At 56.4% G+C, this 14,038-nt stretch carries 11 protein-coding genes and 1 pseudogene; 2 read left to right on the top strand and 10 right to left on the bottom strand.

The window, feature by feature from the left end; translation table 11 throughout:
• Window positions 1-83: 83 nt before the first annotated feature.
• Entirely contained in the window at window positions 84-989 is a 906-nt protein-coding gene (locus BMY45_RS08960) for an AraC family transcriptional regulator (RefSeq protein WP_092396739.1), read from the bottom strand.
• Between the two features lie 110 nt (window positions 990-1,099).
• Between BMY45_RS08960 and BMY45_RS08965 the strand changes: the two genes are divergently transcribed.
• Both BMY45_RS08965 and BMY45_RS08970 read left to right on the top strand, forming a co-directional pair.
• Window positions 1,100-1,447 (top strand): carboxymuconolactone decarboxylase family protein, encoded by a 348-nt coding sequence (locus tag BMY45_RS08965; protein ID WP_092396741.1) that lies wholly within the window; start codon window positions 1,100-1,102, stop codon window positions 1,445-1,447.
• Between the two features lie 151 nt (window positions 1,448-1,598).
• Window positions 1,599-2,042, top strand: coding sequence for an HIT family protein (locus BMY45_RS08970; RefSeq protein ID WP_092396743.1), 444 nt, complete (start codon window positions 1,599-1,601; stop codon window positions 2,040-2,042).
• A gap of 183 nt (window positions 2,043-2,225) precedes the next feature.
• Here the strand turns inward: BMY45_RS08970 and BMY45_RS08975 are convergent, their stop codons facing one another.
• From BMY45_RS08975 to BMY45_RS09020, 9 genes and pseudogenes are all read right to left on the bottom strand, one after another.
• On the bottom strand, window positions 2,226-3,155 hold the full coding sequence (locus BMY45_RS08975) for a LysR substrate-binding domain-containing protein (RefSeq protein ID WP_218157834.1): 930 nt from the start codon (window positions 3,153-3,155) through the stop codon (window positions 2,226-2,228).
• Window positions 3,156-3,549: 394 nt separating this feature from the next.
• A complete protein-coding gene (locus tag BMY45_RS08980; protein ID WP_092396747.1) occupies window positions 3,550-5,346 on the bottom strand; it encodes an FAD/NAD(P)-binding protein in 1,797 nt (598 codons plus the stop codon).
• A 3-nt stretch (window positions 5,347-5,349) separates the two neighbouring features.
• Window positions 5,350-7,363 (bottom strand): annotated as a pseudogene (gene sbnA, locus BMY45_RS28140) (2,3-diaminopropionate biosynthesis protein SbnA).
• Between the two features lie 18 nt (window positions 7,364-7,381).
• Window positions 7,382-8,641, bottom strand: coding sequence for a SidA/IucD/PvdA family monooxygenase (locus tag BMY45_RS08995; protein WP_177193324.1), 1,260 nt, complete (start codon window positions 8,639-8,641; stop codon window positions 7,382-7,384).
• 13 nt (window positions 8,642-8,654) lie between these two features.
• The gene (locus BMY45_RS09000; RefSeq protein WP_092396755.1) at window positions 8,655-9,539 is read right to left on the bottom strand and encodes an ABC transporter substrate-binding protein; all 885 of its coding nucleotides are present in this window, start codon (window positions 9,537-9,539) and stop codon (window positions 8,655-8,657) included.
• A 49-nt stretch (window positions 9,540-9,588) separates the two neighbouring features.
• Window positions 9,589-10,608, bottom strand: coding sequence for an NAD(P)/FAD-dependent oxidoreductase (locus BMY45_RS09005; protein WP_177193325.1), 1,020 nt, complete (start codon window positions 10,606-10,608; stop codon window positions 9,589-9,591).
• Window positions 10,609-10,618: 10 nt separating this feature from the next.
• Window positions 10,619-12,127 (bottom strand): methionine--tRNA ligase, encoded by a 1,509-nt coding sequence (locus BMY45_RS09010; protein WP_092396759.1) that lies wholly within the window; start codon window positions 12,125-12,127, stop codon window positions 10,619-10,621.
• Window positions 12,120-12,509, bottom strand: a complete 390-nt coding sequence (locus BMY45_RS09015; RefSeq protein ID WP_092396761.1) for a cupin domain-containing protein — start codon at window positions 12,507-12,509, stop codon at window positions 12,120-12,122. Before BMY45_RS09015 ends, BMY45_RS09010 begins: the two co-directional genes overlap by 8 nt.
• 169 nt (window positions 12,510-12,678) lie before the next feature.
• Window positions 12,679-13,929 (bottom strand): MFS transporter, encoded by a 1,251-nt coding sequence (locus tag BMY45_RS09020; RefSeq protein ID WP_092396763.1) that lies wholly within the window; start codon window positions 13,927-13,929, stop codon window positions 12,679-12,681.
• Window positions 13,930-14,038: the final 109 nt, after the last annotated feature.

Here is a 14,038-nt window from a genome sequence, read left to right on the forward strand (position 1 = left end):
CAAAAGAGCTGAACACAATCAACCTGACGCACCGCGATGGCAGATCTTAGGGCTGCTGCGCACCCCAGCGCCCTTGCCACAGGCTAGATCCTGCGTCGCACTCTTCCTGGTGCCTGCCCATAAACCTCCTTGAATTTCTTGCTGAACGCTGCCTGGGATTGGTAACCGACCTGTACGGCAATATCGCTCAAGCCCAAATGTGAATGGCTCAGCAGACTGAACGCCAACTCCATGCGTATTTGCGTCAACAACACCCAAGGCGATACCCCGGCCACGCGAATGAACGCACGCATGAAATTCGCGCGGGACATGTTCGCGAGGTCCGCCAGGCCTTCAATTGTCCACTCGTAGGCCGGATCTGCCAGCATCGCCTGCCAGGCTCGCCCCAGACGTTTATCGCCCAGCAGGGCCAGCGAGCCGCTGTGCTGGCCATGACTTGCCAGATGCGCACGCAGAATCAGCGTGAACAATGCCTGGGAAAGCGCATCGAGCAGAAAACGAGCGCCGACCTTGTCCTCATCCGCCTCTGCTCGCATGACCTCGACCAGGGTCGGTAGCGGCCCGTTGGCGGGCAAGGCGCCGCTGGGAATCACCAGGTATTCGGGTAAGGCTGCAAGCAGCAGTGACGCTCGATTGAAGTGAAAGCTACCGCACAACATGTCCAGGTCCGCGCTGGCGCCGCCAATCCGATGGATCGGCAACGCGCCACCCAGGACAAGTTCTGGCGAGGAGGGCGCAACCATTTTTCCTGGGCTATGCAAGACACGCCGGGCGCCACGAGGCAACAGCAGGATGTCGCCGGCGCGCATGGGCAAACGCTGCCCATCGGGAAACTCCACCCGGCACTCTCCCGCCAACACGATGTGATAGGGCGCGTTGCCCAGGGCTTGTTGCTCGTGATCCAACGCCCAGTCACCCTGAAACTGACAACGCAGATCCAGGCTACCGCGCACGTTGGCCAGGCTCATGAGTTTATCGATTGCATTCATTTGAGAGCATCGCCAAAAAAACTGAGCGGATTGAACAAAATCGACCCGCGCCAGAGTGAAAAACTGAGGGCGTCGAAACAGTACACCCAACCCACTCAGGAGTTAATGCCATGTTCAACAACTGGTCTGAATTGTTGCCCACCATTCAAAAAGCCTTTGGCGCGCTGGGCAAGAGCAACCCGAAAATGGTCAAGGCCTACATGGCCCTTGGGGAGGCCGCCAGCGAAAACGACGTACTCGATGCCAAGACCCGCGAGCTGATTTCAATCGCGATCGCGGTCACCACCCGCTGCGATGGCTGTATCGCCGCGCACACCGACGCGGCGATCAAGGCTGGGGCGAGCCGCGAGGAAGTGGCCGCCGCCCTGGCAACCGCGATCTCGCTGAATGCAGGCGCCGCGTACATTTACTCGCTGCGTTCGCTTGAAGCCTATGACACGTTGAACAACCGCGCGTGACGCCACGCAACATCAGGCCCCGGCACTGCAAAGTACCGGGGCTTTTGCCCGTTCTATGGAAAACCGCCAGGTGATTGTGCTAAACCTTCCGATCGATCGATGCCGGCTTGCTGGCAGTCAACTGTTCCAACAACCGCTTAAGGGAATGATCATGAGCCTGCACGGCGATTACGATCCACAGAACATCTTCGCGCTGATTCTTCGCGGCGAAGCGCCGTCCTACAAGATTTACGAAGATGCCGATGTCTTGGCGTTTCTGGATGTTTTCCCCCAGTCACGCGGCCACGTCCTGGTGATTCCCAAAGCATCCCAGGCGCGAAATATTCTCGAGGTCGAGCCCGCCGTACTGGGCGCGATGATGGCTACCGTGCAACGGCTCACGCGGGTCATCGTCGACGAACTGAAGCCCGATGGCGTGCAGATCGCGCAGTTCAATGGTGCCCCGGCGGGGCAAACGGTCTACCACATTCATGTCCACATAGTCCCTCGCTGGGAGGGCGAAGAGGCGGGCATACATGGGCGGGGCAAGGCCGATCCCGAGGAGCTCAAATTGCTGCAGGCACGTCTGGTCGAGCGCATCCGTTCAGGGGGCTAGCGCTGGCCCGATCCAGACGACGTCTGCGCTCAGCGGCCGTAATTGCCTAAAGCTTGCTCCCACCGGGCCCTGGGCGGGCGGGGCCCATGTGGCGGGTGTCAACGGTGTTCAGGCGGTGAAGCCGCACGGTCTACGGATCGGTCTTGCGAGCATGAGCAAACGTTTGTTGTTGTGTCGCTCGCGCTACTCACAGGCGTAATCAAGCTGACGGATGATAGTAGATGGGTCGCTTGTCTTGAAGAACAGGCTGACTTCCGTTTTTATCCAGTTTCGGAAGATGTTTATTTTCCAATCGTCCGCTTGTTCATGTGCACTGACCAAGTAATAGGCCATTTCGGTATGCGACGAAGCTTCAAGCACGGGTATGACCCATCCGGCCTCGATAGCGGGGCGAGCATACAGGTCACTGACCAACGCCAAGCCTTGGCCAGCGATGGCCGCGCCGAGCAGTAGGTGATCATCGGTAAAGCTGCAACCACGACGTGAGCGGCTGTCTTCTATGCCGTGAGCCTTGAGCCAGAGTTTCCAGTTCGACCGGCTCGCATCCTGAAGCAGTGGATAGTGCAGACAATCGCTAGGTGCCTCGATTCGGTGGCCGTTTTTCAGCAAGGCGGGATTGGCGATCGGCACGATTTTGGGTGTCCATAGCTTTTCGCTGTAATGACCGGCTGACGCTCCCAGCCCATGGCGTATAGCGACATCAATACCATCGCGGCGCAGATCCGCCGAGTAATGGGAAGTCGATAGGTTGATTTCAATATCAGGCCATTGCTGTTGAAAACGCGTGAGCCGTGGGATCAGCCAGGAACTGGCAAATGACACAGTGGTATTGACCGAGAGGCGGGCGCATTTAGTTCTGAACGACTCGAAGTCTTCCCACACGGCTTCGATGTTGTTGAAGGAGACCGCCAGCTGCTCCATCAGGTTTTTCCCGGCGCTGGTCAGGCTGATTTCTCGATGAGAGCGTTCAAACAGCTTTACGGCCATCCGGTCTTCCAGGTTTTTTATCTGCTGACTGATAGCGCCTGGTGTAACGCACAGTATATCGGCCGTCTTTTTCATACTGTTGTATTTGCAAACTTCCACAAATACATGGAGCGATGATAATGGCATGGATCGGCTCATCGTTCAGTCCTTGTTGTCGTTTAGCCGCGGCGCAATTCGTACTGCTAATCACGAATACCCTTGTTTCAGGACAATACTTGTTTCCTCACCGCTGTGGACGGCGATAGGTTGTGGTAAGAAAGTATTGCCCGACATTAACCTCGGTGCATTCAGGAAGTATGGGCTGGACACAGCATCAAATATTTCCTTATGAGTAGTTCTTGCTCTGTTGTGGTGCATCAGGGTTCAGGTGATTGCGGTGTTATCGTTAAACGTGCGCTATGGGTGATGAAGTCAGCGTTGGCAGGCCTGATGCACCTACGCTAATCTCAAACTTATACCTATGCAAGGGCGCAAGAACCTCATTCTCCAGCAGATGGAAATATAAGCTAAGCACTTGTTTTCAGAACGTTTCGCTAAAGCAGTGAGTGTAATGGTTGACTGCATTGCTCAGGCACTTTTCAAGGGCTGATGAAAGACGCGAGCGGTGACTGGACGGCACGTAGTGATTGTAGTAACTGGCCCCTTCCAGAACCGGACCAAATACGTAAATCCGTTCTCGCAAAAGGCGCTGGACAAACTCAGGTTGATGAAGTGAGGTGAAATCGCTGTACGCCAGATGAGAACGTTCAGCCGTAGATTCGGTGACGTCATTGAGCAAAGCATACAGGTGACGCTGGGAATCTCGTGTGTTGATATTAGCGTTAATCAGGTGGTCGAATAGCAAGCATTGCTGTTCGGGTTTTTTCAGTGTGACCGTATGTTTGCGGGTGGTGGAGTTGTAACTGTTAGTGGCGCTATAGCCTGGCAGAATATGAACAGTTCCGCTTTGAATCAATGCAATCAGTTCTTCATGGCGTTCTTTTTGTGGCCCGGCAACCAGTCGATTGATGAGCGGGCAGTAGTTTGTATAGAAGGTGCGGTGGGCCTCCTCGGTTAATCCCTGATGGTCAATGGCGTAACACAACTGATCGCGCAGATCACGCCAGATCTCTAACGATTTCTTCAGTGGGCTGTGTTGGCAGCCCAGGGCACTGTCCCGCAAATCTTCTTGAAGTTGCGTGACAAACCAATGCGGGTAGTTCTTTGTGGTCAGATGGAGGGGCGGGCTACACGTAAGAACCTCCTGCACCTTAAAAGGGCCGTAGTCGTTGGCCAGGCGGTCCAATGCGGCGGATAGATTCCCGCTGGCCTGAGCGTGTTGGAGCGTTGTCCGGACATCGCGGTATTGCTCCTGATAGGCATACGCGCTTTTTTCGTATTGGGCGGCGCAGGCACAGTAGTACGCAGCCGTCATTTCTTGATGAAGCAGCGGCAGCAGGTCTTTTTCAAAGTCGATTTTTTGAGTCGCTGTCTCGCGCCTGATCCGATCGATTCTCTCCTGCGTCATGACCAGAGGCTGGTGACGGATGACCGCATCGTTGATTTCCGGTCGCGCTCGGTAGGGCATTCCCGAGTTACTGTACAGGCTGATCACCGGTTCTCGGCCGGAGCGCGAATACCTCAATCCGCTGTCGGTTTGCTCAAAGATCCCACCTCGGCCCGTGGTTAACGCGGCCACTACATCCATGGCGGTCAATCCTACGCCCTGGATGGCCACTGCCGAACCACTGGCAATGTGATCAAGGGCGGCGGGCAATGGATAGGGCTTGATGTCCGGGGTAGAGGGTTCGTTGCCATGCAGCACCCCATGCCCGGTACACAACAACAGCGTGTCGAAGGCTCCGTTCATTGGCGGCGAAGCGATCAGTCGAAAACGTCCATCCGGCTCCTCCTCGACGGAGCGGATCAAGCGACACGAGGTCTCGAATCGCACATTGAGAGGTACGCGCTCAAGTAATTGCGTGAAGTACCACTGCAGATAGAGACCTAGGTATTTACGCGGTAAGAAGGCGAAGCGATCCTGCTCGCAACTGATAGCGTGGGGATGCTGATGTGTCATCCATTCATAAAGTGTGGGGCGAAACGCTTGCCGGGGGAACAGGGAAAAATCGCCATCTTCGAACATCGAAAGCTGTCCTGCCACGGTATTGAGGCGTAAGTAACTCGCCTGATCGCTGCGGTGGACGCCTTGGCCAGGTGCCTGGGCATCGAAGGCATGTACGGATATCGACATGTGAGGGTGACGCTTGGCCATGGAAAAAGTCTTGGTAAGCGCCAGCAAGCCTGTGGCGCCCAAACCGATAATTGCTATACGCATGGTTCAGCTCCAGCGGGCGGTGGATTCAAAAAAATTGTTCACGGGGACGGTCTGGTGTTGGGAAAGCGCAAGGTCCAGGATCTTTTTACCCAATGCCACGTCCAGAACACCCAGGCCAAAGGGAGAAAAAATCATGGTTCGTGAACGGTCGGGGGCGCGTTCGCCGAGCATTAGTTGGGCAAGGGTGCAGTTGATGAAATCGCGATGACCTACTTGCTGTTCTGTCACATGCAGCGAGGTGTTGGCTTTGAGGCAGTGGTCGATGTCGTCGGTCAAGTTGAACGCCTTCAGGATCTGGCAAGGCGCCAAATCTCGCAGGGATACGTTGAGCAGCACGGCGCCAGGCCGTAACGGGTAGCGCTCATCGATATAGGGCTGTGAGGTGTTGGTGGCCAGCACCACGACGTCACCTTGCAAGGCCTGGTCGAGACTTTCGCTCAGGTTACAGTCGAACCCCAGATCCATGGCATAGGCTTTGAACGCCCGGGCGGAGGCTGGGTCGGTGTCATGGATCACGACTTGGCCGATCGACCATTGGTTGATCTGGAACTGCTCCAGAATGGTTCGTGAAATGATGCCCGCCCCGATAAATGACAACCGCGAAATCTCGGTGCGGTGCTCCAACAGGCAGTACGCTGCCAATACCGCGGAGGCGGCCGTACGCACGGCGCTGATGATTGACGCTTCCAGCAAGGCAATGGGATAGCCCGTGGAGAGATCATTAAGAATCAACGTGGCCGAAGCGCGTTGCAGGTTATGGCGGGTATTGCCCGGGAAGCTGGCGATCCATTTGATCCCGGCCACTTTATCCGGACCCGCGAGGCAGGCAGCGGGAAGGGCAATAATCCGGTCCGCAGGACTGTCCTTGAACCTTAAAAAATAGCTGTCCGGGTTCTCGGTGCACCCGTAATGATGTTGCAGGTAAGTGTCCCGGACGACATCCAGGGCCAGGTTTGGAAACTGCTTCAAGATATCGCGAACGGTGCCTCCGCCGACGACGTGAAAGTCCTGATTCTTCAAGGTACTAGGCATTGGAGTACTCCTTGTCTCTTGTAAGAGCGCTGGGGCGGATGCGAGTGAAGTCATACTCTGGAAATCGTGCACGTACCCAATCGTCGTTGTAGATCGTGTCCAGGTAGCGCTCACCGGCATCCGGAGAAATGGCAACCACGGTCGCGTCGGGATGAATCCGGTCTTTCCAGGCCAATACACCGGCCAGGACCGTGCCGGTGGAACCTCCGAACAACAGGCCGTTCTCCCTGGCCATATAGCGGCACATCTGGATGGTGTCTGCTTCCTTGACGACTTCCAGGGCATGCAGGTTGTCGGCGCGAAACAAGGGCGGCATCTGGCTGGAGCCCAGGCCCGGGATATGCCGCTTTCCCGCAGGCCCGCCAAACGTAACGGACCCCAGACTGTCCACCGCGATGACCTTGGTGTAAGGGCTGTGTTTTTTGAAAAAATCGATACAGCCCATCAACGTCCCGGTGGTGCCGGCTCCCACGAACAGGTAATTGACCCGGGTGAAGCTATTGAAGATTGAGGTGGCGGTGGTACGGGCATGGGTCTCTGGGTTGGCCGGATTTGAGTATTGATTCAGCCAGAGACAGCTCGGATCCGCGGCTATTTTTTGTTGGACATAGGCAATTCGGGTACCCAGGAAACCACCATTGGAGTCTTTGGTGTCCACCTGAACAATCCGGGTACCCAGGGCTTTCATCAACTTCAGATTGGATTCGGAAGTATTAGGATCGCAAACACAGATGAATCGATATTTACGCTCTGCGCAGATCATGCTCAGGGCAACGCCGAGGTTGCCGGATGAGGATTCGATCAGCGTAGTGTGCTTGTTGATCAGACCTTTCTGTTCCAGGCTCAAGACCAGGCCCAGAGCGGTTTTCATCTTGATCGAGCCGGCGGCGTTGAAGTAGTCCAGTTTTAAGGCGCAGCGGATGCCCAGGCCCTTGACGGTGAGGAATACGTCGTCAAACACGATATCGGAAGAGGCGTTATACATGTCGACACCTGTAGGTATTCAGAACAATGAGTGGGTCAGGATGCCGGCGCGCATGGCCAGCAAGGAAAACGACTGCCCCTCGCCGATGCCGTGGGAGCGCTCGGAAAGGCCGTTGACGAAAAGGGTGGGTTTAAATGACGCGGTAGTGGTCAGCTTGTAGTTCTGTTCGACCAGCACACCGTTGTCAGTGCCCAAGGTCAGCCATGGTTGCAGTTGCGAGAGCACGGAAGGAATGTAGTCTTGCTGGTAGCCTGTACCCAGGATCACGTAATCGACGCTGACGCTGTTGCGTTCCAGGGTGTAGGGGTCGCAGGTGTGCAAGGTGACGGCTGTCGGGGTGTGTGAGACCGATTCGATTTGAGTGAAGATCTTCAACGCCAACCTTGGTTTATTGCTGACCAATCCCTCATAAAACAGCGAATACAGCGCCTGGCTTTCGTCGACATCGATACCGGAATAATTGGTGGACTTGACTTCCTCCAGAATCATCGCTTTTTCGACCTGGCCCAGTTTATGGAAATAGGCCACGCGATCCGGATGGAACGCCTGGTTGGGGAACTGCCCCAATTGTGCAATTTTGAAACCGCTGCTGCGGTGGATGGAGGTGACCTGGGCGTTGGGAAAACGGTTCAACAGATCGACGATGGATTCTCCGGCGCTCTGGCCGGACCCGATGACCGCAAACGACCAAGCGCCCTGGCAATCCAATGTGTCGATACTGCTCAGGTAACGCGAGGTGTGGATCACTCTCGAAGTGTCCAGTTTCGTGAACTGCCTGGGAATATTCGGTGTGCTTCCGGTAGACAGCACCAGGCTGCGAGTCAGGTATTGGCCTTTAGTGGTCATGACCAGCAACTGCTCGACCTGGCCGTCCTCCATGACGGGGCGGATTTCCTGGACCTCCTCCCCATAGTGCACATACGGTGAAAAGGCTTTGCCGACCCAGGCGACATAGTCGGACCATTCATTGCGACTGGCCGGACGGCCCAGCAGACCAAACTGATACAAGCGGTCATGTGCCTTGAGGTACATGGCGAACGAATGCCGACTTTGCGGGTTGCGCGGTGTGACGAGGTCGCGCAATACATGGTGATTGATGTCAGTGCCGTCCAGCAGAAATTCCGGGTGCCAGGCGCAGCTGGCGTTCTTTTCCAGAAACAGACACTGCCTTGTTTCCAGCGGGCCATGGGCGGCGTCTTCGAGGGCGCACGCCAAGGCGATGCCAGCGGGGCCGAAGCCGATATTGATCATCTCGTAATAGTCGGGAGTAACCTGCATGTGGCACCTGTGATCAAGCAGAAGTGGAAGGGATGAAACGTTGATCGCGTATTTCCCAAAGGGCCGCGTGGGCGAAACGATTTTGGCCGTTGCAAAACTGCACCTGACCCAGAACGGTATTGAAGGTGGCGGTTTGCAGTGCATCGAGCATCTCGCCGCAGTGGCTCAGAGTCCTGGCGATTTGCAGGGCAGCCAGACTTTCCTGGAAATAGGTAGGCTCGGCTGTTACCAGGCCGACGATCCGAAGGTTTTGCAAAGGCGAGGTGTTCTGAATAAACCAGTTGGAAAGCGCATCGTCGGTGAGATAAATCGGTAGGTCACGATGCTCGTTGAGAAGGGAATTGACGTAGCGGATGCTGTTGTTCAATCGCCCGCAATAAACCACCACCTCGGCCAGCTCGAGCGTTGGGGCAACAAACATGCTGGAGCCAGCTAAAATTGCAGTCAGCACTCGTGCCAGGGATTTACCGTGTTCGGTTGAATCATGAACAATCAACACGTTTCCTCGTGGGGCATCCATGATCAGGTTTTTGGCCAGTAGCTCCATCAGGTCTTTGTCGGATGGGCAGAGACGAAAGGCGTGTGCGGCGCCTTCCAGCAGATCCTGCTTGGTCGCTGCCGGCAGCAGTACTGGAATGCCGGATGCCTGATACAACGGCAGCGCGCCTGCCGCGGCGTCCGAAGAAAAATGCCCAACCACCACATCGACGCCTTTGGCGATGAGATTCTGCGCGGCTCGGCGCCCCCCCTGAGGACTGGCGTCGTCATCTTCGAAGACAAACCTCAGCCCCAGGGTGTCGTGTGTGTTGATGAAGTGATTGATAGCCGCGAGGAAGGTGCGGGCATGCACTGTCCTGAAACTTTCGAAAATTGCGGATATGCCGATGCAAAAGGACATGCTTGTCCCTCCCTGGACGTTTATTTCAAGGAATGCAGCAGGGTAATGGTTAACGCTGTCGGGCTATTTGGCTGTAGATGCGCGCAGCGATCGGGAAGGCGTATTTGTAACCAACGCCATTGAAACCGGTCGCTAGCCAGATACTTGACCCGGGATGTTGTGGCCCCAGCCTGGGCAACCCGTCCGGGGTATACAGGTCGGTTGCCAGATCGATTGATAGCAACGAATACTCATCGACGTTGCCCAACAGATCCTGTAGCCGCTGCTTGCAATCCTCGACCATGGTGCGCAGGTATCCAGGGTCGCCTTCTATCTCTGACAGACTGGGCCTGATTACCGTGCTGCTTTGCACAAGACCGCCGGGTAGGGCAAGGATGTAGTTGCTGGCGACATAATCGATACAAGGCAGTTGGGGGACGAGCGGCCCCCGGAACTTGAAATAGGGGATGGTGCGTACCTGGGCGTCTTTGATGTAGCTCAGAACCTGGCTTCCAGAGCCTGCTGCATTGATCACCAACCGTGCGCGATAGACGGTTTCAAGGCCATGAATCTCGACCTGGGTGTTGCGCTCCACCAGTCGTTGGACCTCGCAGTGTTCGATCAAGCAGCCGTGCTTGCGCAACGCGGCGCGCAGCCCGCTCATTGTGGCGTGGACATCGCTGATCGCGGCGCTGGGCTCATGGTAGTAAGCACCGTCATGGGCGAGCGGACGGCCAACCAACTGCGCCGCAGCTGCGGGTGAGATCCCTTGAACCCGGGCCTCACAGCGGGCCATTGAAAACGACAGCGGCATTCGGTAAAGCGCGCCGGTTGTCGTCTGATGGCTACTTAAGATTGATTCCACCTCGGTTTCGCCGGGTGCTAGACCGATTACTTCGGCCATCCTGGCTAGCTCAGGGTTCGGTTCGAATGCACGACATATACCCCCAGTATGGGCCGTTGCACCGGCATAACCGCAGCGGCTCTTCTCCATCAACAAAGTATCGACACCACGCTCCGCGAGTAACGCAGCGATAGTCAGCCCGATAATCCCGCCGCCGATGACGGCCACTTCGAAATCGCTGTGCATGGCCTTTCCCCTAGATGGAGTAGTCGAGGAAGTTGGCATTGATCAGATTGTCCAGGACCAGCGTTTCACTGATCGCGCAGCGTTTCTGGATCTGTCTGGAAAGGCTCGGGGTGATCGGGGCACAAATACAGGATGCCAGTGCCATCAGGTAGTACAGGGGTTGTCCCGCTTGCAGCCGAGAGTAGGCGAGTTCGTAAAGCTCCACCGCCAACAGGGCCAGATTGCGGCTGGAGAAGCTGTCGGCGCTCGTCACTGTGGACCAGCGGTTGTACACCTCACATAGCAGCCTGTGTTCATTGCGTTGCATGCCATCCAACCAGAACGCCGGCGATTCCTGCATGGCGGCGACGGTGAGCACTTCGAGTTTGTCTTGGTAGAAGTCTTGGTGCCATTCAACGAATTGCGTTTCGACAAAGTCACTTTCTTGCTCTTCCGGCGCCAGCAACGCCATGTAGAGTCTGACGGGGTCAGTGTCGTAGTCACTGACCAGATCGCGAATCCATATGGCATGGTTTCGGCTGGTGGAGAGGTTCAGGCCATTGAGTTTCAAGAACATATTGGTGTAGAGGCGCTGAGTAGTTTTCGCGTAGGGGCTGCCCGCCAGAAGGATCGGGTAGGCGATCCCGTGGCTGTAGAGGCAGTCATAACCGAGAAAGTGCACTAACGTGGTGTCATCGGCACGCCAGAACGTATCGAACAGTTCGGGTGTCTGCTGGTTGACGCAAAAGTGTTCCCGAGTCGCCGCGATGTACCCGGCCATGCCCATGAACCAAGTGTGGGTCTTGCCCAGGCCGGGTTGGCCGATATCCAGGCCAGCATCGCCATGGCGGGTGATTTGCCAGTCTTGTGGGGTCGGTGCCAGCTCACGTTCCACGAAAGCTCGCGAGTTGAGGCGCACCGCACTGTTACCGAGCCAGGTCTGCAGTTTGTGCACATTCTTACCAATGTTCAGATAGGCGTGTTCTTTCTCCATCCATTCATGTTCGCCACCGCAGAGCTTGCACCGGAAGTTCTTCATGTACAGATAATTCGGTGCACAGGCACATTCTTCGCACTGGCTGGCGTCCGAGTCTTGCCCGCAACTGCTGCACTGGCCCCGGCCGAAGGCTTCATAGCCCCATACATTGCAGGCTCGGCAATAGGGCGCCAGGACGGTTTTCTGATAGATGTTGTGATCGCTGACACCCTGGTGATAGAGCTCCAGCACAGCATCGCGAAAAAATGCGTTGTCCAGAGAGCTCATCCAGTGGTCGATCTCGATACCTGCCATCTGCAGGCTGATTTTGATCTTGCGAGTATTTTCCTCGCCCACCACCGCAGGCTCACGACCCTGTTCCCGGCCTCGGCGCAACATGTAGGACTGGTAATCATCGGAGTAGGAAACCAACACGCATTCGTGGCCTTTTTGCCGTTGGGTCCTGGTGAAGATGTCGGCGCTCAGAAATGGTCCGGCCAGGTGACCGATGTGTAGATCGCCATTGGGTGTGGGAGGTGTGATGGTGACAATGAATCTAGACATTCTCGCTCTCCAGATGAGTGATATCGGCCTTCATGTAGTCCCCCGCGATAAACTTGTCCCACCAGATCACGTAGAAGTGAAAGTCTTCGTCGCTGTCGTTGATGACATAGTGATTGGTGTGCTTGGGAATCGCGGCGATGTCACCGGTTTCAAACAGATACTGCGCGTCACCGATCACCAGTCGGGCGGTGCCCTTAAGGGCAATGAAGATTTCCTGGTCGATCTGTACGTGAGGTTCGCTGTGAGTGTGGGGTCTGACGACACACCAGCCGGCGGCAAACGGCATGGGGTATCTGTCCCACGGCAGCAGGCGTTTTCCGTCCAGGTCGTATTCATGCACCAGTGCGGACCAATCCATTTTCCTGAAAATCTCAAAACCCATGAGCTCACCCTGCGATTGGAGAAGTTCACTCGATGGTGTTTGCTGGCGTGAAAGCTGACAACGCAGAATTATTCAATTCTGGGTTAAGAAGGACTAAATTCAGGAGAGGGTGCGGGAGTAGCCAGGCAGCGAAACTGCCTGGCCGGGGGAACGGGTCAGTGGGGAAGCTTCAGTACACGGTTTTTTTAAAAGGGCGGGTGACTACGCCCTTGTAGAACGAGAGGATCGCGAGCAGTTGCACCACGACGGCGGCAATCACGATAGCGGCGATGGCTTGGCTCGGTACGGCAAAGGCCGAACGGACCAGGCCGAAGAACGCCGGGGCGAAGGCATAGGTGGCTTGGCTGATTGCGACCATCAGCGCAATCACCCTGGCGGTTTGTTCGCGGCTGAACTCAGTCTGGGCGATCAGTGGCGGCAATGAAGTGGCGTTGCCGATCCCCGAACCGATCAACACCACCGCCACCCAGGCGACCGCCGGATGGATATCCAGACCCAGCAGCATCAGTGTGCCAAGCATCTGAATCCCGTAGCCCAGGCAGGCCAGTTGACGGCGGTTCATGCCTTGGGTCATCAAGCGTGCGGCCACGTAACGCCCGCCCATGGCGCTGGCGGTGGCCAGGCCCATGGCGAATGAAGCGTCCTGGGCGCCCATGCGTGCGGCCAGAATCGAATACAGATGGGCGATCAAGCCTATCTGGGCGAACAACCCCAAGGACATGCCGGCTGCCAGGGAACGGAAATTTGCCGACTTGAGGGTTTGCGCCGCAGTCCAGGGTACGGCACTTGAGCTGATCGCCACGGGCTCTGGCTGGTCGGCATTGTCAGGATGCTGGCCGAGGCTTTGCGGGCTTTTATTGAAAACCAGAAAGGCGAAGCAGCCGAGCAGCACCACGGCTACGGAACTGATCACCAGCGCCGCCGTGGCGAAGCCAAAACGCTCGATCAGCAACACCCACAACGGCGAGAAAATCACCCCACCCATGCTGGCGCCGTTGTAAGCCTTGCCCAAGGCTTTGGGTCGCTCCTTGATATACCACGGGGCGATCAGGGTATTCACGGCTGCGGCGCCCAATGTCACCCAACCGATGCCCGAGCAGATGGCTCCGGCATACAGCACCCATAACTGGCTCGCCTGAGCCCAGATATTCACCCCGACTCCCAGCACTATGCTGCCCAGCAGGGTAATGGCCGGCACACCGAAGCGCGCGTAGAGCCTGGGCAGGTTGGCGATGACCAGCGTGCCGCTGAGAAAGTGCAGGGTAACGGCCGCCGACACCTGGGCCACCGGCCAGCCGGTGCGATCCATCACGGCCTGCATATAGATCGGCGGTCCATAGAAACCGACCCCCCAACCAATCATTGCCAGGATGAATGTGCAGGTCAGAACAGTCTTTCCAAAAAAACGGGTGTGCTTCATCGCCATCTCCTCCATGTTGGCTGACAGGTTATGCTCCCGATGTATCTCTCACTTCGAGGTGGGTCGAACAATGGATGTTCGTTCTCCTCAAGGGAAGCACCGCTGGCTT

Origin of the sequence: Pseudomonas sp. NFACC39-1, from assembly GCF_900110355.1 — a bacterium.
Taxonomy (GTDB): Bacteria; Pseudomonadota; Gammaproteobacteria; order Pseudomonadales; family Pseudomonadaceae; genus Aquipseudomonas; species Aquipseudomonas tehranensis.

Excerpts from the sequence above, each read along its gene's own strand:
- BMY45_RS09020 (WP_092396763.1), bottom strand. The coding sequence starts at position 13,929 with ATGAAGCACACCCGTTTTTTTGGAAAGACTGTTCTGACCTGCACATTC.
- BMY45_RS08995 (WP_177193324.1), bottom strand. The coding sequence starts at position 8,641 with ATGCAGGTTACTCCCGACTATTACGAGATGATCAATATCGGCTTCGGC.
- BMY45_RS09000 (WP_092396755.1), bottom strand. The coding sequence starts at position 9,539 with ATGTCCTTTTGCATCGGCATATCCGCAATTTTCGAAAGTTTCAGGACA.
- BMY45_RS08960 (WP_092396739.1), bottom strand. The coding sequence starts at position 989 with ATGAATGCAATCGATAAACTCATGAGCCTGGCCAACGTGCGCGGTAGC.
- BMY45_RS09005 (WP_177193325.1), bottom strand. The coding sequence starts at position 10,608 with ATGCACAGCGATTTCGAAGTGGCCGTCATCGGCGGCGGGATTATCGGG.
- BMY45_RS09015 (WP_092396761.1), bottom strand. The coding sequence starts at position 12,509 with ATGGGTTTTGAGATTTTCAGGAAAATGGATTGGTCCGCACTGGTGCAT.
- BMY45_RS09010 (WP_092396759.1), bottom strand. The coding sequence starts at position 12,127 with ATGTCTAGATTCATTGTCACCATCACACCTCCCACACCCAATGGCGAT.
- BMY45_RS08980 (WP_092396747.1), bottom strand. The coding sequence starts at position 5,346 with ATGCGTATAGCAATTATCGGTTTGGGCGCCACAGGCTTGCTGGCGCTT.
- BMY45_RS08975 (WP_218157834.1), bottom strand. The coding sequence starts at position 3,155 with ATGCCATTATCATCGCTCCATGTATTTGTGGAAGTTTGCAAATACAAC.
- BMY45_RS08965 (WP_092396741.1), top strand. The coding sequence starts at position 1,100 with ATGTTCAACAACTGGTCTGAATTGTTGCCCACCATTCAAAAAGCCTTT.
- BMY45_RS08970 (WP_092396743.1), top strand. The coding sequence starts at position 1,599 with ATGAGCCTGCACGGCGATTACGATCCACAGAACATCTTCGCGCTGATT.